16 protein-coding genes and 1 pseudogene are annotated in these 18345 nt (G+C 64.8%); 5 read left to right on the top strand and 12 right to left on the bottom strand.

What is annotated here, in order from left to right:
- Window positions 1-9: 9 nt before the first annotated feature.
- A complete protein-coding gene (locus ABWI03_RS15760; protein ID WP_296555255.1) occupies window positions 10-966 on the bottom strand; it encodes an electron transfer flavoprotein subunit alpha/FixB family protein in 957 nt (318 codons plus the stop codon).
- Window positions 967-1014: 48 nt separating this feature from the next.
- A complete protein-coding gene (locus ABWI03_RS15755; RefSeq protein ID WP_003944754.1) occupies window positions 1015-1815 on the bottom strand; it encodes an electron transfer flavoprotein subunit beta/FixA family protein in 801 nt (266 codons plus the stop codon).
- Between the two features lie 271 nt (window positions 1816-2086).
- Here ABWI03_RS15755 and ABWI03_RS15750 point away from each other — a divergent pair, with 271 nt between their 5' ends.
- The 3 genes from ABWI03_RS15750 to ABWI03_RS15740 are packed head-to-tail and all read left to right on the top strand — an operon-like array spanning window position 2087 to window position 5702.
- Window positions 2087-2896 (top strand): class I SAM-dependent methyltransferase, encoded by an 810-nt coding sequence (locus ABWI03_RS15750; protein ID WP_298780427.1) that lies wholly within the window; start codon window positions 2087-2089, stop codon window positions 2894-2896.
- A gap of 29 nt (window positions 2897-2925) precedes the next feature.
- A complete protein-coding gene (locus tag ABWI03_RS15745; RefSeq protein WP_298780571.1) occupies window positions 2926-4461 on the top strand; it encodes a 1,4-alpha-glucan branching protein domain-containing protein in 1536 nt (511 codons plus the stop codon).
- Window positions 4458-5702: a glycosyltransferase family 4 protein gene (locus ABWI03_RS15740; RefSeq protein WP_020907242.1), complete on the top strand. Its 1245-nt coding sequence runs from the start codon at window positions 4458-4460 to the stop codon at window positions 5700-5702. The genes ABWI03_RS15745 and ABWI03_RS15740 overlap by 4 nt, the downstream gene beginning before the upstream one ends.
- 10 nt (window positions 5703-5712) lie before the next feature.
- Here ABWI03_RS15740 and ABWI03_RS15735 read toward each other — a convergent pair whose 3' ends face one another.
- Window positions 5713-6348, bottom strand: coding sequence for a maleylpyruvate isomerase family mycothiol-dependent enzyme (locus tag ABWI03_RS15735; RefSeq protein WP_095969186.1), 636 nt, complete (start codon window positions 6346-6348; stop codon window positions 5713-5715).
- Between the two features lie 97 nt (window positions 6349-6445).
- Window positions 6446-7210 carry an acyltransferase gene (locus ABWI03_RS15730; RefSeq protein WP_095969185.1) on the bottom strand — a complete coding sequence of 255 codons (765 nt, stop codon included), beginning with the start codon at window positions 7208-7210 and terminating at the stop codon, window positions 6446-6448.
- A 137-nt stretch (window positions 7211-7347) separates the two neighbouring features.
- Here ABWI03_RS15730 and ABWI03_RS15725 point away from each other — a divergent pair, with 137 nt between their 5' ends.
- The gene (locus tag ABWI03_RS15725) at window positions 7348-8655 is read left to right on the top strand and encodes an outer membrane protein assembly factor BamB family protein (protein WP_298780433.1); all 1308 of its coding nucleotides are present in this window, start codon (window positions 7348-7350) and stop codon (window positions 8653-8655) included.
- Between the two features lies 1 nt (window position 8656).
- On the opposite strand, the gene ABWI03_RS15720 is transcribed toward ABWI03_RS15725, so the two are convergent.
- From ABWI03_RS15720 to ABWI03_RS15700, 5 genes are read right to left on the bottom strand one after another with little or no spacing between them, the layout of a single operon-like run.
- Window positions 8657-9814, bottom strand: coding sequence for a THUMP-like domain-containing protein (locus tag ABWI03_RS15720; protein WP_298780436.1), 1158 nt, complete (start codon window positions 9812-9814; stop codon window positions 8657-8659).
- Between the two features lies 1 nt (window position 9815).
- Window positions 9816-10832: a class I SAM-dependent methyltransferase gene (locus ABWI03_RS15715; RefSeq protein ID WP_003944733.1), complete on the bottom strand. Its 1017-nt coding sequence runs from the start codon at window positions 10830-10832 to the stop codon at window positions 9816-9818.
- 53 nt (window positions 10833-10885) lie between these two features.
- Window positions 10886-11665, bottom strand: a complete 780-nt coding sequence (locus tag ABWI03_RS15710; protein WP_095969182.1) for an enoyl-CoA hydratase/isomerase family protein — start codon at window positions 11663-11665, stop codon at window positions 10886-10888.
- 10 nt (window positions 11666-11675) lie between these two features.
- Entirely contained in the window at window positions 11676-12494 is an 819-nt protein-coding gene (locus ABWI03_RS15705; RefSeq protein ID WP_298780440.1) for an NUDIX hydrolase, read from the bottom strand.
- Window positions 12495-12550: 56 nt separating this feature from the next.
- The gene (locus tag ABWI03_RS15700) at window positions 12551-13372 is read right to left on the bottom strand and encodes an ABC transporter ATP-binding protein (protein ID WP_298780442.1); all 822 of its coding nucleotides are present in this window, start codon (window positions 13370-13372) and stop codon (window positions 12551-12553) included.
- A gap of 51 nt (window positions 13373-13423) precedes the next feature.
- Here ABWI03_RS15700 and glgX point away from each other — a divergent pair.
- A pseudogene (glgX, locus tag ABWI03_RS15695) lies at window positions 13424-15466 on the top strand (glycogen debranching protein GlgX); the annotation flags it as partial.
- Here the strand turns inward: glgX and yczE are convergent.
- Genes yczE through serB form a run of 3 tightly spaced genes read right to left on the bottom strand, consistent with a single transcriptional unit; the run spans window position 15379 to window position 18232 of the window.
- Complete coding sequence (gene yczE / locus ABWI03_RS15690; RefSeq protein ID WP_325100628.1) at window positions 15379-16173, bottom strand: membrane protein YczE; 795 nt, start codon at window positions 16171-16173, stop codon at window positions 15379-15381. The pseudogene glgX and the gene yczE overlap by 88 nt on opposite strands.
- Window positions 16174-16211: 38 nt before the next feature.
- The gene (locus ABWI03_RS15685; protein WP_298780574.1) at window positions 16212-16958 is read right to left on the bottom strand and encodes a peptidyl-tRNA hydrolase; all 747 of its coding nucleotides are present in this window, start codon (window positions 16956-16958) and stop codon (window positions 16212-16214) included.
- A 53-nt stretch (window positions 16959-17011) separates the two neighbouring features.
- Window positions 17012-18232 carry a phosphoserine phosphatase SerB gene (gene serB, locus ABWI03_RS15680; protein WP_020969288.1) on the bottom strand — a complete coding sequence of 407 codons (1221 nt, stop codon included), beginning with the start codon at window positions 18230-18232 and terminating at the stop codon, window positions 17012-17014.
- Between the last annotated feature and the right edge of the window lie 113 nt (window positions 18233-18345).

The following is an 18345-nucleotide window of genomic DNA, read 5'->3' as shown; positions in this document are numbered from 1 at the left end:
TTGTGCTTTTTAGCCCTTGTGGGACTTCACAGCTTCGGTGAGCTGCGGTGCGACGTTGAACAGGTCGCCCACGATGCCGAAGTCGGCGATCTCGAAGATGGGTGCCTCTTCGTCCTTGTTGACCGCGACGATGGTCTTGGACGTCTGCATGCCGGCACGGTGCTGGATGGCACCGGAAATGCCGAGCGCGATGTACAGCTGCGGCGAGACCGTCTTACCGGTCTGACCGACCTGGAACTGTCCGGGGTAGTAACCCGAGTCCACAGCGGCACGCGAAGCACCGACTGCAGCGCCGAGGGAATCGGCCAGCTCTTCGACGACGGAGAACTTGTCCGCGCTGCCGACGCCACGTCCACCGGAGACGACAACCGAGGCCTCGGTGAGCTCGGGGCGGTCGCCGCCGACGATGGGCTCACGCGAGGTGACCTTGACGGCACTCTCGTCCTGAGCCGGAACCTCGACGGTGATCTGCTCGCCTGCGCCGGCCTGCGGAGCAGCCTCGACTGCACCCGGGCGAACCGAGTAGACGGGAACGTCGCCGTTGGCCTTGGCCTCGACGGTGAACGCGCCACCGAAGATGGAGTGGACGCCGGTGCCGTCAGCCTTGATCTCGATGACGTCGGTCAGCAGTCCGGAGCCCAGACGTGCGGCCAGACGACCGGCAACCTCTTTGCCCTCGGTGCCGGCCGCGGTGATGACCGCTGCCGGGTTGGTGGACTCGACCAGAGCGGCGAGAACGTCGACCTTGGGGGTGACGAGGTAGCCGTCGATGTCGTCGGACTCGGCGACGTAGATCTTCTCGGCGCCGGCTGCTGCCAGAGCGTCGGCGAGCTTTGCTGCGGTACCCGCGGGGCCGGCGACAACTGCCGACGGCTCACCGAGTGCGCGTGCAGCGGTGATGAGTTCGGTGCTGACCTTCTTCAGCGCACCCTCTGCGTGCTCTACGAGCACAAGTACTTCTGCCATGACTTAACTCTCCCTGAGTTCTTCTGCTGGATGTCTAGAAGGGCGCGGTCAGATGACCTTGTTGCTGACGAGGTAAGCGGCAATCTTGGTGCCACCGTCTCCCTCGTCGACGATGCGCTCACCAGCGGTACGGGGGGGCTTCGGGGTGGAGGACGTCACGGTGGTGCCGGCGTTCGCAACACCGACGGTCTCCGGATCGACTCCGAGGTCGGCCAGCGTGTAGACGAGAACTTCCTTCTTCTTCGCGGCCATGATGCCCTTGAAGGACGGGAAGCGCGGCTCGTTGATCTTCTCGGTGACCGAGACGATCGCGGGCAGCGAAGCCTCGAGGCCGAAGACGCCCTCGTCGGTCTCGCGCTCACCGGTGATCTTGCCGTCGGCGACGACGACCTTGCGCAGCTGCGTGAGCTGCGGGATGCCCAGGTACTCGGCGATGATGGCCGGAACAGCGCCGACGCGGCCGTCGGTGGCCTCGTTGCCGGCGATGATCAGGTCTGCAGGCTCGTCGTTCTCGAAGGTGATCTGTCCGAGAGCAGCAGCGAGCGTCCATGCGGTCTGGATCGCGTCGGAGCCGTGCAGTGCCGGGTCGTTGATGTGGACGGCCTTGTCGGCGCCCATCGACAGAGCCTTGCGGATAGCGTCGGTGGCGCGGTCGGGACCTGCGGACAGCACCGTTACCTCACCGCCCTGAGCTTCCTTGATGAGGAGTGCTTCTTCGACGGAGCGCTCGTTGATCTCGTCGAGGACTGCGTCGGCGGCTTCACGGTCAAGCGTGTAGTCGCCGTCGGTCAGCTTGCGCTCGGACCATGTGTCGGGGACCTGCTTGATCAAAACAACGATATTCGTCATGGGTCTTCGTCGACCTCCTGTGTGTAATTCACCTGATAAATCGTCTGTGGTGCTCGCGCAGTCCGAGCGTCCGAAAAGAGAGTCCGACAGGTCTCCCCACGGGCGGATTTCTCGGTTCACGTCGGCTGTGCGTTAGATTACCCCACGTTAAGTTACCGGTGGGTAACTTAACGTGGAACCTCGTCCACCATAACGGCACGAACAGGAATTGACAGCAGTGATCTGGACCACGGCGAACACGTTCTACTCGGATGGCACTAATCTCGCACGGGTGAGTGAAACGAGTGTCAGCAACCACGAGGACGCACCCCTGCCCTTGACGGGCGAACGAACCGTGCCAGGAATCCCCGAGGAGAACTACTGGTTCCGGCGCCACGAAGTGGTGTACCGCGCACTTCTGGAGCGCTGCACGGACCGCCGAGTTCTCGAGGCCGGCTCCGGAGAAGGCTACGGCGCCAACATGATTGCGGACGTCGCAACGAAGGTTACGGGCCTGGACTACGACATCTCCGCGGTCGAACACGTCCGTGCGCGCTACCCTCGCGTCGAGATGCTCCACGGCAATCTCGCCGAGCTTCCACTGGCCGACAACTCGGTTGACGTCGTCGTCAATTTCCAGGTGATCGAGCACCTGTGGGATCAGGGTCAGTTCCTGCGCGAGTGCTTCCGCGTTCTCGCTCCCGGCGGTGAACTTCTCATCAGTACCCCCAACCGGATCACGTTCTCCCCCGGCCGCGACACGCCGCTCAACCCCTTCCACACTCGTGAGCTCAACGCCGCCGAAATGACCGAATTGCTCGAAGACGCCGGATTCCGCGTTCAGTTGATGACCGGCGTCCACCACGGTTCGCGTCTGAAGGAACTCGACGCGAAGCACGGCGGATCGTTCATCAACGCGCAGATCGACCGCGCGTTGGCCGGCGAGCCCTGGCCGGACGATCTCACCCGCGACGTCGAGGGCATCACCGTCGACGACTTCAGCATCAGCGAACCCGACATCGACGACAGCCTCGACCTCGTCGCCATCGCCGTGAAGGACACCGCCGTGAAGGACACCGCTGTGAAGGAAACCGGCGAGTGAGTAACGCAACACCCGTCACCGAACCGGGGATGTTCGCCCTGGTTCTGCACTCCCATCTGCCGTGGCTCGCCAACCACGGCAGATGGCCCGTCGGCGAGGAATGGATCTACCAGTCCTGGGCTGCGTCGTACATTCCGCTTGCCGCCGCGCTTCGACGCCTGGCCGACGAGGGCCGATCGCACCTGCTGACACTGGGAATCACGCCGGTGCTCGCGGCTCAGTTGGACGATCCCCACTGCCTCGCCGGGATGCATCACTGGCTCGGCAACTGGCAGATCCGTGCCCACGAAGCCGCCGGGATGCCGGACGCGGCGCACCGCGAACTCGGCGCGCGCGAACACCGGGCGTCAGCCGCCGCTCTGGAGGATTTCGAGACTCACTGGCAGCACGGCGCTTCCCCGGTGTTCCGGGACCTCATCGATCGCGAGGCCTTCGAGCTTCTCGGCGGGCCGCTGGCCCACCCGTTCCAACCCCTGCTCGATCCTCGCTTGCGGGCCTTCTCTCTCCGCGAGGGTCTCGCCGACGCGCATGCCCGGTGGAGCCACACTCCGACCGGGATCTGGGGACCCGAGTGCGGGTACACACCGGGTATGGAGCGCGGGTACGCCGAAGCGGGCGTCACCCACTTCATGGTCGACGGTCCCGCCTTGCGCGGCGACACGTCCCTCGGCCGCCCGGTTCGTGAATCCGACGTGGTTGCCTTCGGCCGCGACCTGCAGGTCAGCTACCGCGTCTGGTCCCCGAAATCCGGATACCCGGGTCACGCTGCTTACCGCGACTTCCACACCTACGACCACGAGACGGGCCTCAAGCCGTCGCGGGTCACCGGACGGACCGTCGACTCCGCCGACAAGTTGCCGTACGACCCCGAACTCGCTGCCGCCGCCGTCGACAAGCATGTTGCCGACTTCGTCGAAACCGTTCGGGCGCGTCTGCGCAGTGAATCCGCCCGTATCGGCCGCGACGCCCTCGTGGTCGCGGCTTTCGACACGGAACTGTTCGGGCACTGGTGGCACGAAGGTCCGCAGTGGCTCGAAAAGCTCCTGCGCGCGCTCCCCGAGGCCGGAATTCGCGTCGGGACCCTCGCGGACGCCAGGGCATCGGGATACGTCGGCGAACCCGTTCAACTCGAGGATTCGTCCTGGGGATCGGGCAAGGACTGGCGCGTGTGGGCCGGCGATCAGGTGTCCGACCTCGTGCAACTGAACTCCGAAGTAGTCGAGACTGCCCTCACCACCGTGGACAAGTCTCGCGGACGCGACAACGCTCCCGGCCGCCCGGAACTGCGAAACCGCGTCAACGATCAGGTACTTCGCGAGACACTGATGACAGTTTCGAGCGATTGGGCATTCATGGTGAGCAAGGATTCGGCCGCGGGGTACGCCCGCGAACGCGCACACAAGCACGCCCACGCGACCAGGGAAATCTCCGAAGCGGTGGTTTCCGGCCGTGACACCGTCGCCGAGCGCCTTGCCGAAGGCTGGAATCGTGCCGACGGATTGTTCCCAGGTCTGGATGCACGCCGTCTGCCCGACACAGAACTGGCGAACGGGAGTGCGTCGTGAAGATTCTCATCGTCTCGTGGGAGTACCCACCGGTCGTCGTGGGCGGGCTCGGTCGCCACGTCCACCATCTCGCCACCGAGCTTGCGGCTGCAGGCCACGAGGTTGTGGTCCTCTCACGGCGACCGTCCGGCACCGATGCGTCCACGCACCCGACGGTCACGCACATCTCCGAAGGCGTCCTTGTCGTCGCGGTGGCCGAGGACCCCGCTCACTTCGTCTTCGGTGAGGACATGCTCGCGTGGACCCTCGCGATGGGTCACGCGATGGTCCGCGCCGGGATGGCGCTGCACAAGCCGGGAGTGGGCGAGGGCTGGCAGCCGGACGTCGTACACGCGCACGACTGGCTGGTCGCACATCCGGCTATCGCCCTGGCCGAATTCTATGACGTCCCACTGGTTTCCACACTTCACGCCACCGAGGCGGGTCGCCACAGCGGCTGGATCTCCGGACGCATCAACCGTCAGGTCCACTCCGTCGAGTGGTGGCTGGCAAACGAATCCGACTCTCTCATAACCTGTTCGGCGTCCATGCAGGAAGAAGTGACCGAGCTATACGGCCCGACGCTTCCGCCGATCACCGTCATCCGCAACGGAATCGACGTGACCACGTGGAACTTTCGCGAACGTGGACCGCGGTCCGGACCGCCGAAACTCCTCTTCGTCGGCCGCCTGGAATACGAGAAGGGCGTGCAGGACGCCATCGCGGCTCTCCCCCGAATCCGTCGTAGCCACCCCGGCACGACCCTCGCGATCGCGGGCGAAGGCACCCAGTTCACCTGGCTCTACCAACAGGCGCGGACTCATCGCGTCGCGCGGGCAGTGGACTTTCTCGGCAACCTCGATCACACCGAACTGCTCAGCTGGCTGCACGGAGCGGACGCCATCGTCCTGCCGTCCCGCTACGAGCCCTTCGGGATCATCGCCCTCGAAGCGGCGGCAGCCGGCACTCCGCTGATCACGTCCACCGCAGGCGGACTGGGCGAAGCCGTCGTCGACGGGGTGACGGGGATGTCCTTCCAACCGGGCGACATCGCCGGGCTCACCTCGGCTGTCCGCGAGGTTCTCGACGATCCCGCCGGGGCGCAGGAACGGGCAGTGGCCGCCCGCGCACGCCTGACATCGGACTTCGACTGGCATCAGGTCGCCGAGGAGACTGCTCACGTCTACGCGGGCGCAAAGCGTCGGGTGCGGCAGCCGTTGGCTCGTCCGCAGATCCCCGAGCGTCCGCTACCCGGCCGCTGAAGCGCTGATCTCAGCGGATCGGGAGTGGCGCGGTGAAGCGAGAACTCGCGTCCCCGAGCAGATGGCCGGGTGGCAACATCCGGCCGCACAGCACCAGCAGCAGATCCTGCGCCGCTCCGTGGACCTCGGCGCCGGCGCCGTACGTCCAGTCTCGGTCGTCGGCGCGCAACCGAGCGCCGTCGAGGTCCGTCCCGAAATACTTCACGGTTTTGGGCGAGAGTCCGCTGAGCACGCGAGTGAGCCGGTCTTCTGGCACCACGTAATCGTCGCCGAGTGCCACGCGAATGTCCTGACCGTGGATCACGTCGTGCGAGAGTGCACCCTCGAAGCCACCACCCGGCGGCTTCCACGGGTGTGCAACGTTGTCGCGAAGCGAGGCAAGCAATTGTTGCTCACCGACTTCCGACGCGTCGGCGAGCGCTCGCCGATTCGACATCTTGTTGAAGTTTCCGCGTGACTTGACCATTTCCACGACGAATCGCGGCGCCGAGTATCGGTAGGGCATGGTGATGTGCGCGATCACTTCGCGGACCCGCCACCCGTCGCACAGGGTCGGCGCGTTCCACTGCTCCGTGCTCAGGCCTTCGAGAAATCCCACCAGTTCGCGGCGCTGCGCCACGACCCATTCGGGTGTCTGTTCGCTCATGTCGGCACTCCTTTCACCGGCGCAGACTTTCGGCGCCGATACCGATACAGACCGGTGGCGGCGCCGAAAGTAATCGCTGGTTCTGTCAGAACGTGAGCTAAGGCGTCGACGACGCGTCGGCAGCGTCCGCAGCAGCCTTCTTGCGTGCGATGTCCTCGAGTGCCGCGATGTACTTCGCACGATCGGCAGCGCCGGCTTCCCAATCGGACTTGCGGTTCTTGACCGCCTTTGCGGGCGAGCCGACGGCGATGCTGTAATCCGGGATGTCTCCCTTGACGACGGCGTGCGCACCGAGAACACAACCGCGTCCGACGCGGGTATTTCGCAGCACGGTGACCTTCGCTGCCACCCAGGTGTCCGGGCCGATACGGACGGGGCCCTTGACGATGCCCTGGTCCTTGATCGGTGTGTTGATGTCGTCCATGCGGTGGTCGAAGTCGCAGATGTAGCACCAGTCGGCTACGAGCGTCGACGCACCGATTTCGATGTCGAGATAGGTGTTGACGACGTTGTCCTTGCCGAAGACGACCTTGTCGCCGATGCGCAGCGAACCTTCGTGGCAACGGATCGCGTTGCCGTCGCCGATGTGTACCCAGCGCCCGATCTCGAGGCGGGACAGATCGGGGGTGGAATGGATTTCGACGTTCTTGCCGAGGAACACCATGCCGCGCAGGATCACGTGCGGGTTGGCCATCTTGAACTTGGCGAGACGGTAGTACCGCACCAGGTACCAGGGTGTGTACGCCTTGTTCGCCAGAACCCATTTGAGGGAATCGACGGTCAAGAACTTGGCCTGATCGCTGTCGTTGCGGCGTGATCCCCGCCATCGAGTGCGCAACGGTGCGCCCCACATGCTCGTCATGAGTGTTCAGCCTACGTGGGGCCGACTCACCGACCCTCGGGGTGTGCCCCGTCACGTCGCCCCGGTCGGGATAGTCTCTGCTCCGGGCTTGTGCAGTTACCGAAGGCTCTTGACGAAGTGAAGGCAGGGAGATTGTGATGCGGCGGGTCCTACGGTCGTCCGTGATGGTGTCGACGGCGATCGTTGCGGTCCTGATCGCCGGTTGCGGCAGCGACGACGGACGGGTGGACCGGTACGCGTCGGCGGGTTGGCCGGCCATGCACGCCGACGCCCGCAACAGCGACACGAGCCCGGTCACCGGTTCACGCGATGTCGAGTTCGCATGGTCACGCCCCCTCGGCGGTCCGGTTGCCGCGTACGCGTCGGTGGCCGCGAACGGCCAGAGTTTCGTCACCGCCCGCACCGAGAACGGCTGCAATCTCTTTTCTTTCCAGATGGATTCGGGTCGCAAGAAGTGGTGCGCTCGACTCAACGACGGAGTAGTCGCCTCGACGCCCGTCGTCGACACGGCCACCAATGTCTACGTCGGCGAGAGCGGCGCGATGATGTCCTTCACCGAAACGGGTCAATTGCGTTGGCGCACGCTCGTTGTGGGCACTCCCCTCTCGTCGCAGTTCACCGGCGACGGAAACCTGTTGTTCATCACCCAACTGGGTCAGATCAACGTGCTCAACCCGCAGACCGGCGCAAAGGTTCTTCCGTCGTTCGACCTGATTCCGCCGCCGTCGATCGACCAGGGCTCGAATGCAGAACTCATTCCCGACAACAAGGGTTTGAACGAGTGCTTCCTCGGTACCGCCGGCTGCCCGGTGGCCAATACGCCGGCAGTCGACCTGGGCACCGGCAAGTTCTACTTCACCTTCTACGGACCCAGTTCTCAGGCAGCCGATCTGGTCGCCATGAAGTACACGGGCGGTGACAATCCGTCCATCACCCGCGAGTGGTCCACCGACGCGCTTCCCGGTGGGACGGCGTCGAGCCCGGACCTGTCGAAGGACGGCAAGACCGTGTACGCCACCGACAACAACGGGTCGCTGTGGGCGGTGGACGCCGAAACCGGTGACACCAGATGGAGTTACGACATCGGCTTCAACTCGGCCGGTAGTGCCTCGACGTCCGACGACGGTTTGATCATCCCCGCCGGCGGCGACAAGGGTCACCTCCTTGCCGTGCGCGACGAGGGAGATCACGCCGAACTCGCCTGGGAACGCAAAGACCTTCTGCAATTGGGCGTTCCGGCGCAGACCGCCGGCAACACCGGCTACACCGTCGTCCGCGAGGGTGAGAACGGACTGAGCCTGATCACCTTCGACACCGAGACCGGTGAGACGATGGATCAGGACACGCTGCCCGGAGCGGTCGGCTTCACCGTCGGCACCTCCATCGGTCCGAAGGGTGAAGTGTTGACGCCCAGCGCAATCGGTGAGCTGTTCGTCTTCAAGTGAGCTAGCGGGACGCCTCACAGATGAAGGCCGACGCCGATCGTCCGATCCGCACGATCACGACGCTCAGCGCAAGCGAGCCCTTGAGCTTGAGCCGTGGACGCAGCACTGCCGGATCGACGTCGACTCCTCGCACCAAAATTTCGGCCACACCGCAGTCCCTCTTGGACAGCGTCTGTTTGAGCAGTTTCTCCGAGTACTTGATCTGCTCGAGGATCCGGAATCCTCGAACTCCCTCAGGGACGCTGTCGCCGGTCAGATAGGCGATCCGCGGATCGAGCTGCCACAGGCCGTGTCTGGCCGCGTAGTGGCGCACCAGGCCTGCGCGCACTACCGCTCCGTCCGGGTCGATGATCCACTCCCCCGGAGCCCGCTCCGGAATAACGTCGTCCTCGGCGTCGGTGATCGCCCACCCGCTCCCGTCGGAGCGAAGCACCGAAGCTCGACGCGTGACGCCGGACTCGGCCAGTCCCGTCGACCACAGGCAGGCTTCCTTGACTCCGCCGTCGAGCGAGACGACCTCGACTTCGCCGGCCCAGCCGAGGTTGTCGAAATCGAGTCCGGGAGCGCACTTCACGGCGAGATCACGGCCGGAGTACACCTCGATGAGGTCCGGTAGCGGCGGCATCAGGGCTGCGGGATCGTGAGTGCGACGACCGCCCGATCGCCGCGCCGGGTCCGCCAGTACGACGGTCTCGCGTGTCGTCGGGCGGAGTGCGTCGGCACGCAACAACGCTGCGCTCGGTACATTGCGATGCGCCATCGCCAGCCGAACGGAATCGATGTCGCTGCCGATCACGCGATGCGCAACTCCGGTCAAGGCGTGCAGTTCGGCGCCGATCGAGCACGTCACGTCGTGGACGTCGCGCCCGATCAGACGCTGCGCGCGGTGCGCCGCCACGACGCCGGGAGTGGCCTGCTGCATCGCGTCGTCCGTGAACAGCCACTGATCACTGCCGGGCAGTTTCGCAGCGGCTTTGCGTCGAAGCAGGACAGTGTCCACGAGCGCAGGCATGTGATCACCGAAACGCGTACGCGCCCGGCCGATGTCGGCCAGACGCGTACGCGTGGACAGTTCGAGCTGATCCACCTCGGCCAAGGCAGCTACGCCGGAATCACTTCCGAGATAGTCGACGTCGCCGAGGGTGAAGTCATAACCCAATTCAGTTGCCGGGCTTCACGCCGGTGATCATGACGTTGTAGAAGAATCCGCGAGGAACGACGTGGCGGAGCACCTTCTCGTCGACCCAGCTGAGCGTCTTCCAACCACCGAAAGCGAAACGCCCCCAGCCCCAACCGAGCTTCTCCGGCGGAACAGCCGCCTCGAAGGTACGGACCGGCCAGCCGAGCAGCGCCGCGGCGAATTCCTCGGTGGCAGCGTGGACCTGATCGGCGCCGGCGGACTTCGCCATGTTCTCGAGGTCCGTGGGGTCGAACGTGTGGATGTCGACGACAGCCTCGAGAGCTGCTGCGCGAGAAGACTCGTCGAGCTCTTCCTGCGGGCGACGCCAATCTGCCAGGAACGGCAGCTTGGTCACGCGTGTGGTTGCTTCCCACGTCGCGCGGCCGAGCCAGCGGGCATAGAAGTTGCCGACAGTCGTGGGCTCACCGGCGAAGACGAAACGACCGCCGGGCTTGAGAACACGGAGGACCTCGCGCAGCGACTTCTCCACGTCCGGGATGTGGTGCAGCACGGCGTGGCCGACCACCAGGTCGAAGGTGTTGTCCTCGTACGGAATGGTCTCGGCGTCGGCAACACGGCCGTCGACCGGAAGGCCGAGGCTTTCGGCATTGCGCAGTGCGACCTTGACCATGCCGGGCGAGAGGTCGGTGACCGAACCGGTCTTGGCGACTCCACCCTGCATCAGGTTCAGGAGGAAGAATCCGGTGCCGCAACCCAGTTCGAGGGCGCGCTCGTACGGGAGCGGCTGGTCGCCCGCGACGGCGTCGAAACGACCACGTGCGTAGTCGATGCAGCGCTCGTCGTACGAGATGGACCACTTGTCGTCGTAGGTTTCGGCTTCCCAGTCGTGGTAGAGCACCTGAGCGAGCTTGGTGTCCTTACGAGCGGCCTCGACCTCTTCGGCCGTGGCGTGCGGCCGCGGCGCGGGGTCGACTACCGAGGTGTCGGTAGCGGCGGGCGGCGTGACGGTTGCGTCGTCATTCGGGCTGGCTGTCATGGCGGCTATCCTACTCGCTGGTAAGAGATGAACAAGTTCTAGTTTAGGGGAGCCTACTCGCCCGTGAACTCGGCCTTGCCCGGACCGTTGGCGATGAACGACTCCATGCCGATCGTCTGATCCTTGGTCGCGAACAATCCGGCGAACAGATGCTGCTCGATCTTGAGGCCGGATTCCAGGTCGGTGTTCAGACCTTCGTCGATGGCTGCCTTGGCAGCAGCCAACGCGCGTGACGCTCCCCCGACAAACTGCGAGGCCCATGTCCGGGCCGCGGTGTAGACGTCGTCGGGAGCGACGACCTCGTCGACCAAACCGATGGCCAACGCCTCGTCGGCCCCGACGAAACGGCCGCTGAAGACCAGATCCTTGGCCTTGGCCGGACCGATCAGCCGAGCGAGGCGCTGCGTTCCGCCGCCACCGGGAATGATTCCGAGCAGAATCTCCGGAACTCCGAGCTTGGCGTTGTCTCCGACGATCCGGCGATCGGCCGACAGTGCAACTTCGAGACCGCCACCGAGTGCGTATCCGGTGATCGCGGCGACGGTCGGCTTCGGGATGGACGCCACGGCGCCGAGTCCTGCCTGCATGCCGCCGATCGCGTCACGGATCTGGCCGTAGTCCATCTCGGCCATTTCCTTGACGTCGGCGCCGGCAGCAAAAACCTTCTCGCCGCCGTAGACGATGACTGCCTTGACTGCCTTGTCGACGGTCGCGGCGTGCGCAGCAGCAGCCAACTCGTCCTGGACCTGACGGTTCAGCGCGTTCATGGGCGGGCGCGCCAGACGGATGGTGCCGATGCCTTCGGAAACTTCGAGAGTCACAAATTCAGCCATGATCGAGAATCTACTTTGCCACCTTGATCGACCACGGATGCGGTCCGGCGGTGTAGTAACCGTCCTGGTTCGGGAATTCGACGCGCAGCGTTTCCTCGTCGGTGATCAGCGTCGGCAGGATGACGGGGATCTCCGGCTCGGCTGCGAGTATCTCCGCCACCGAGCTGAACTTGGCCAATTCGGTCAGCTGGCTCCACGTCGGCGGCAACAGGATGCTGCCACCCTCCCGCCAGTGCGCCAGCGCGTCCTGCGGGCTCTGCCAACGCACCTCGGCGGCCTCGGAGGTGACCCCGTCCGCGATCTGTCCGGTCGGTGACGCTGCGACGAAGAATCGGGTGTCGTAGCGGCGTGTCTCGCCCACCGGCGTGATCCAGTTCGCCCACGGCCGCAGCAGATCCGTTCGCAGGACCAAGTTCTCCTTCTTCAGGAAATCGCTGAACGACAGCTCGTGCTTTTCGAGAGCAACGCGGTCCTGTGCGTAGCCGGCCGTGTCCGCGACGACGGTGTCCGCGGTCGGTCCGGCGAGCAGGACGCCGCACTCCTCGAAAGTTTCCCGCACCGCAGCCAAGACGAGAGCCTTCGCCCGAGCCACATCCGTGCTGAATCGCTCGGCCCACCACTCGACGGAAGGGCCGGCCCACTCGACCTCGGCCGTCGCATCTGACTTGTCGACGCCGCCGCCGGGGAAGACCGTCATGCCACCGGCGAACGCCATCCCCTGCACTCGTTGAAGCAGGAAGATCTCGATACCGGATTCGGCATCGCGCACCAAGATGACGGTCGACGCATCATTGGGCTCGGGGACAGCGTTTGCATTCTCGTTAGCCATGCTTCGCGAACCTACGCGATCTGTGATCTGGGCCGCATTTCAGGTCCCACTGACGCTCACGCGCGATGAGCTCCGGACGGCCTCGCACGTCGCGCGAAGTATCGGCCGTCCGCCTTGTCGAGGCTGATGGACTGGCTGAATGCCGCGCTCAGATTTTCGGCGGTGATCACGTCGTCCAGAAGACCCTGGGAGACGACCTCACCTTCCTTGAGAAGGAGTGCGTGCGTGAAGCCCGGCGGGATTTCCTCGACGTGATGGGTGATCAGAACGGTAGCCGGGGCGTCCGGATCGGCAGCCAGTTCTGCGAGTCTGGCCACGAGTTCCTCACGGCCACCGAGGTCGAGCCCAGCGGCGGGCTCGTCCAGAAGAAGAAGTTCGGGATCGGTCATCAGGGCTCGCGCGATGAGGACTCGCTTGCGCTCGCCTTCGGAAAGCGTCCCGTACGTCCGATCCGCCAGGTGCTCGGCACCGAGGCTTTCGAGCATCTCCACAGCACGCGAGGTGTCCATGGATTCGTACTCCTCGCGCCACCGACCGAGGACGGCGTAGCCGGCCGACACGACGAGGTCGCTGACCTTCTCGTCGCCGGGCACGCGGTTCGCCAACGACGACGAGGACAATCCGATTCGCGGGCGCAACTCGTTGACGTCGACCTTGCCGAGAGCTTCACCGAGGAGGTGGGCAGAACCGCTGGTCGGGAAAGTTTCACCGGCTGCGATTCGCAGCAGCGACGTCTTGCCGGCACCGTTGGGTCCGAGCACCACCCATCGCTCGTCCAGCTCCACTTTCCAGGTGACGGGCCCCACAAGAGTGGACCCTCCCCGGCGGATGAGTACGTTGTCGAAATCGATGAGCAGATCTGGATCAGGTAGCGGCACCCGAACATCTTCCCGCACATTCTCCGACCGTTCACGGCAGGATCATCTTGCGTGTCGCCTCTCATCGAAACTCCCGCCCCGACGCCCGGGTCTCCATTCCCACTCGGCGCCCACATCGTGGACTCCGGAACCCAGTTCGCGGTCCACGCCCCAGCTGCGTCGAGCGTCCAGATCTGCCTGATCGACCAGGACGGAAACGAAGATCGCGTCGAACTCCGGCAACACACGTACGGAATCTGGCACGGGATCATCGCCGGGGTCGGCGCGGGGCAGCGGTACGGAATTCGGGCGAGCGGCCCGTGGAATCCGCGTGCCGGACTGAGACTGAATCCACACAAGCTGCTCATCGATCCGTGGGCGCGCCGCATCGAAGGGGAACTCGGTGACCACCGCGCCCTCCTGTCGTACGCCGACGATCCTTTCGGCGACCCGTCGACGCTCGACTCGCTCGGCCACGTGCCGCTGTCCGTGGTGACTCCCGGCCTCGCTCCCGCCTCGGCCCGCCTCGAGACGCCGTGGGAGGAAAGCGTGATCTACGAACTGCATGTCGGCGCATACACCGCCACTCATCCAGGAGTTCCCGCCGCCCACCGCGGAACGTACCTCGGCCTGACGGCACCGGCTGTGATCGATCACCTCGTCTCACTCGGCGTCACCGCGGTGGAACTGCTTCCCGTACAGGCGTTTCTGACCGAACACAGCGTCCGCGAGCGAGGGATGCGCAATCACTGGGGATACTCGACGGCGTCGTACTTCGCCCCGCATCCCGGATACGCGGCAACTCCGGGCGGCGAAGTCACCGAGTTCCGGATCATGGTCGACGCACTCCACGCGGCAGGCATCGAGGTCATCCTCGACGTCGTCTACAACCACACCTGCGAGCAGAGCGTCGACGGAATCAGTGTCAGCTGGCGAGGTTTGGACGGCCCTGGCTACTACCTTCTCGACGGCAACGGCCGCGACATCGATCTGACCGGGTGCGGCAACACGGTCGACGCCTGCTCCCCCATCGCCGTCCGCATGATCACGGACAGCCTCCGTTACTGGGCCACCGAAATGGGTGTCGACGGCTTCCGATTCGATCTCGCGAGCGCGTTGGGTCGGCCGCGCGGCGGGGCCTTCGACCAGCGCGCGTCCATCCTGTCCGCCATCTCCTCCGATCCGGTCCTGACTCGGTGCAAGCTCATCGCCGAACCGTGGGATGCGACGGCCGACGGTTACCAGGTCGGAAACTTCGGACTCCAGTGGTCGGAATGGAACGACAAGTACCGCAGCACCATTCGCCAGTTCTGGAACGGCGGCTCCAGCGTTCGGAAGGTCGCGTCGCGCCTCGCCGGTTCCGAGGACATCTTTGCCGGCAGCGGCCGTCGCCCCTGGGCGTCGATCAACTTCGTCACGGCGCACGACGGTTTCACCGCCGCCGATCTCGTGGCATACAACCACAAGCACAACGCGGCCAACGGTGAAGACAATCGTGACGGCGCCGATCACAACGATTCGTTCAACCACGGAATCGAAGGCCCGAGCACCGATCCCGAGATTCAGGACGCCAGGGCACGTCACGTACGGGCGCTACTGGCCACACTCGTGCTGTCGACAGGCACACCGATGCTCACCGCCGGAGACGAGTTCGGCCACAGCCTGGGTGGAAACAACAACGCGTATTGTGTTCCCACACTTGCCTCCCCAGCCGATTCGTGGGCACTGGACTGGGCGAGGGCCGATCAGTCGTTGGTGCAGTTCGTCTCCCGAGCGTTCGGGTTACGCCGAGCGGCACCGGCGTTGCGTCAGCCCGAATTCTTCGAAGGCAGAAGGAGACTGGAGCACCCGGACCTCGTCTGGTTCGACTCTGCCGGCGTCGAGTTCGACGACACCGCATGGTACGACGAGAGTCACCGAACGCTGCAGGCCTGGATCGACGGAGCCGACGTTCGGTCTCACACTCGGACCGGGCGCCCGCTCGGTGACGACAGTTGGCTCCTGATTCTGCATTCCGGCGGACCGGTTCAGGTCACGGTCGGCACTCCGGAATGGTTCGACGGCACCTTGACTGCATCGTTCGATTCGGCGTCACCGACCGGCGAACCTGCCTCCACGGCGGAAGTTCCCGTCGGCACCGAGATCTCGTTGACCGGACCCACGGTCTTGGCCTTACGTTCGGTGTCACGTCCGCCGGTAACCGCTGCTGTCATGGAATCCGGCAGCACCTTGATCAGGAATTGAATGGTCGGCCCGATCCCGAAGGCGTACAACACGGTTCCGACGCCAACGGTTCCACCGAGAAGCCATCCGGTAGCGAGGACCGCGATTTCGATGCTGGTACGCACGAGCCTGACCGACAAGCCGGTGCGCGCGACCAGTCCTGTCATCAACCCGTCGCGGGGACCCGGCCCCATGCCTGCGCCGATGTAGAGAACGCTGGCCAGACCGTTGAGGAGGATGCCCGCGACCATGATCACGGCACGAACTGGCATGGAATCGAAGACCGGCAAGAAGGCCAGTGAAGTATCCACCGAGATTGCAATGACAACGACATTCGCGACCGTGCCGAATCCTGGCCGCTGACGGATCGGAATCCAGAGCAGCAGTACCACCGCACCGGTAATGGCAGTGATCACACCGAAACTGAGCGAAACATGCTCGGCCACACCCTGATGAAACACATCCCAGGGGTCCAGTCCGAGGCCGGCAGTGATCATCATGGCCATCGAGAAGCCGTACAACCACAGACCGACGAACAGCGAGGCGAATCTCCGTATCAGCACTCGACCATCTTGAAGGCCACTGGACTGTTCATCCATAGCCAAGTTGCCGACACTGGACTGGTCGGGTGAGGTCTCTACGGAACAGCGATGACTGTCATGGAGCCTGGTGCCACTTCCGTGAACCCCGCATCGCGCACCGCGACGGCCTCCGACCTCTTCAATCGACCTACTGCCTCGGCCCACTGTTTCGGACTTGCGTCGCGTACCGAGCAACGGAAGTCGTTCTGCGCCCATGCCCAGCACTGTTTCTCGGACATGGCCGCTGCCAATAACATCGAGGCATGCCCGACCTGTGCCGACGCCTTGCCTACCGTCATCTCGAGCGCCGAGTCGATCCACAGCACCGGAATGCCGGGCTCGGGCTCGCCAGGCTCGTCGTGCTCGAGGTCGGTGCCACCGATCTGCAACTTCTTGATTCGCGGGTCCAGTTCTCCGACCGGCCCGGGAACCAGAGCCCTCGCCTGGGCGCCATCCACGTCGACGGTGATTCCCGGCACCTCTTGCGCGGCGAGCCACTGGACTCCACGCGCTCGGCGAGACACTTTCCGGATCCGGGCACCCACCCACGCCGAATAGTCCTCGTGCCACGGGCCGGGCTCCCCGTCTTCGGTGAACCCGACGCGTTCGTCCAGACACAGCGCCACTGCCGCCGTTGCGGCAGCCTCGAGCAGTGCGGTGCGCTTGGGCCGATCTGCCTTCGGAATGTGGAGAACGATCGGCATGGCCAGCACCAGCGCCGGATCCGCGGGGTCGTCTCGCCCTCCGTAGCCGGCAGCCAACACCGCGTGGCGCTCGCGCCAGCGAGAATCGGGGCCGGACATCACAGCTGGATCGGAACTGACTGCTGGATCGGAACTGAAAGCTGGATCGGAACTCATGGAATCGGTACGCGTCGTACGCCACCGTCGACGGCGTCCGCAGCCTCGACCTCGTCGCGGGTCACACCGAGAATGAACAGCACGGCATCGAGGAAGGGATGCGACAAAGCCGCGTCCGCGACCTCCCGCAACGCAGGCTTGGCGTTGAACGCCACACCCAGGCCCGCGGCGTTGAGCATGTCGATGTCGTTGGCACCGTCACCGACAGCGACGGTCTGTTCCATCGGAACACCGACCTGATCGGCGAACTTGCGCAGCGCGACGGCCTTCGCAGCGCGGTCGACGATTTCACCGATCACACGTCCGGTCAGCTTGCCGTCGACGATCTCGAGGGTGTTGGCGTGCACGAAGTCCAGTTCGAGTTCGTGTGCGAGGCCTTCGATGACCTGGCGGAAACCGCCGGACACCACGCCGCAGTGGAATCCGAGGCGGCGCAGCGTGCGAATCGTGGTGCGCGCTCCCGGCGTCAGTTCGATGCTCTCTGCCACCTCGTCGATGACGGAGGCGTCGAGTCCGGCGAGTGTCGCCACACGCTGGTGCAGTGATTCGGTGAAGTCGATCTCGCCGCGCATCGCAGCTTCGGTGACGGCGCGGACCTCGTCCTCGACTCCGGCCTTGGCGGCGAGCATCTCGATGACCTCGCCCTGAACGAGCGTCGAGTCCACGTCGAACACGATCAGACGCTTGGCTCGGCGAGCGAGACCTGCGCGCTCGACTGCGATGTCGACGTTTTCGAGAGCGGCGACCTCGGCGAGTCCGGTACGCAGCTTCGCGTCGCCGTCGACAGTATCGGCTGCGCTGACGCTGAGTTCGAGGCCGGTGACCGGATAATCGGCGACACCACGGATGGAGTCGATGTTGGCGCCCTGCTTCGCGAGTTCGCGTGCTACCGAGCGCATGGCGCGAGCATTGACCGGGCTGCCGAGAACAACGACGGCGTGAGTGGACACTGCAGGTCGCCCGGGATCGGCACCGATTTCGATGTCGACGTTCATTCCGACCGTCGCCATCGCCTGTTCGAGCTCTTCCTGAAGAGCTTCGGGATCGTTCGGGCAGGCCACCATGACCCCGAGTGTCAGTCGACCTCGAATCACCACCTGCTCCACGTCGAGCAGACGCACATCGTGCCGCGACAGCGCCGCGAACAGTACCGAGGTGACGCCAGGGCGGTCCGGCCCGGTCACAGTCACCAGAACAGTGGTGTCAGAGGCACCCACCGAAAACTCCGATCGTTTCTTCGTTCGCGTCTTGATCGTCACTATTGTGCCAAGCGAAAGGCCCCACCCGTTACTCGGGCGGGGCCTTCGCTGATTACTTCAGTGTGTTACTT

It is taken from the genome of Rhodococcus baikonurensis (genome assembly GCF_040489275.1).
In the GTDB taxonomy this organism is placed as follows: domain Bacteria; phylum Actinomycetota; class Actinomycetes; order Mycobacteriales; family Mycobacteriaceae; genus Rhodococcus_F; species Rhodococcus_F baikonurensis.
Note: the sequence above shows the minus strand (reverse complement) of the source record. Positions and strands in the feature narration are given on the sequence as shown.

Excerpts from the sequence above, each read along its gene's own strand:
- ABWI03_RS15760 (WP_296555255.1), bottom strand. The coding sequence starts at position 966 with ATGGCAGAAGTACTTGTGCTCGTAGAGCACGCAGAGGGTGCGCTGAAG.
- ABWI03_RS15755 (WP_003944754.1), bottom strand. The coding sequence starts at position 1,815 with ATGACGAATATCGTTGTTTTGATCAAGCAGGTCCCCGACACATGGTCC.
- ABWI03_RS15745 (WP_298780571.1), top strand. The coding sequence starts at position 2,926 with ATGTTCGCCCTGGTTCTGCACTCCCATCTGCCGTGGCTCGCCAACCAC.
- ABWI03_RS15735 (WP_095969186.1), bottom strand. The coding sequence starts at position 6,348 with ATGAGCGAACAGACACCCGAATGGGTCGTGGCGCAGCGCCGCGAACTG.
- ABWI03_RS15730 (WP_095969185.1), bottom strand. The coding sequence starts at position 7,210 with ATGACGAGCATGTGGGGCGCACCGTTGCGCACTCGATGGCGGGGATCA.
- ABWI03_RS15725 (WP_298780433.1), top strand. The coding sequence starts at position 7,348 with ATGCGGCGGGTCCTACGGTCGTCCGTGATGGTGTCGACGGCGATCGTT.
- ABWI03_RS15715 (WP_003944733.1), bottom strand. The coding sequence starts at position 10,832 with ATGACAGCCAGCCCGAATGACGACGCAACCGTCACGCCGCCCGCCGCT.
- ABWI03_RS15710 (WP_095969182.1), bottom strand. The coding sequence starts at position 11,665 with ATGGCTGAATTTGTGACTCTCGAAGTTTCCGAAGGCATCGGCACCATC.
- ABWI03_RS15705 (WP_298780440.1), bottom strand. The coding sequence starts at position 12,494 with ATGGCTAACGAGAATGCAAACGCTGTCCCCGAGCCCAATGATGCGTCG.
- yczE (WP_325100628.1), bottom strand. The coding sequence starts at position 16,173 with ATGGATGAACAGTCCAGTGGCCTTCAAGATGGTCGAGTGCTGATACGG.
- ABWI03_RS15685 (WP_298780574.1), bottom strand. The coding sequence starts at position 16,958 with ATGTCCGGCCCCGATTCTCGCTGGCGCGAGCGCCACGCGGTGTTGGCT.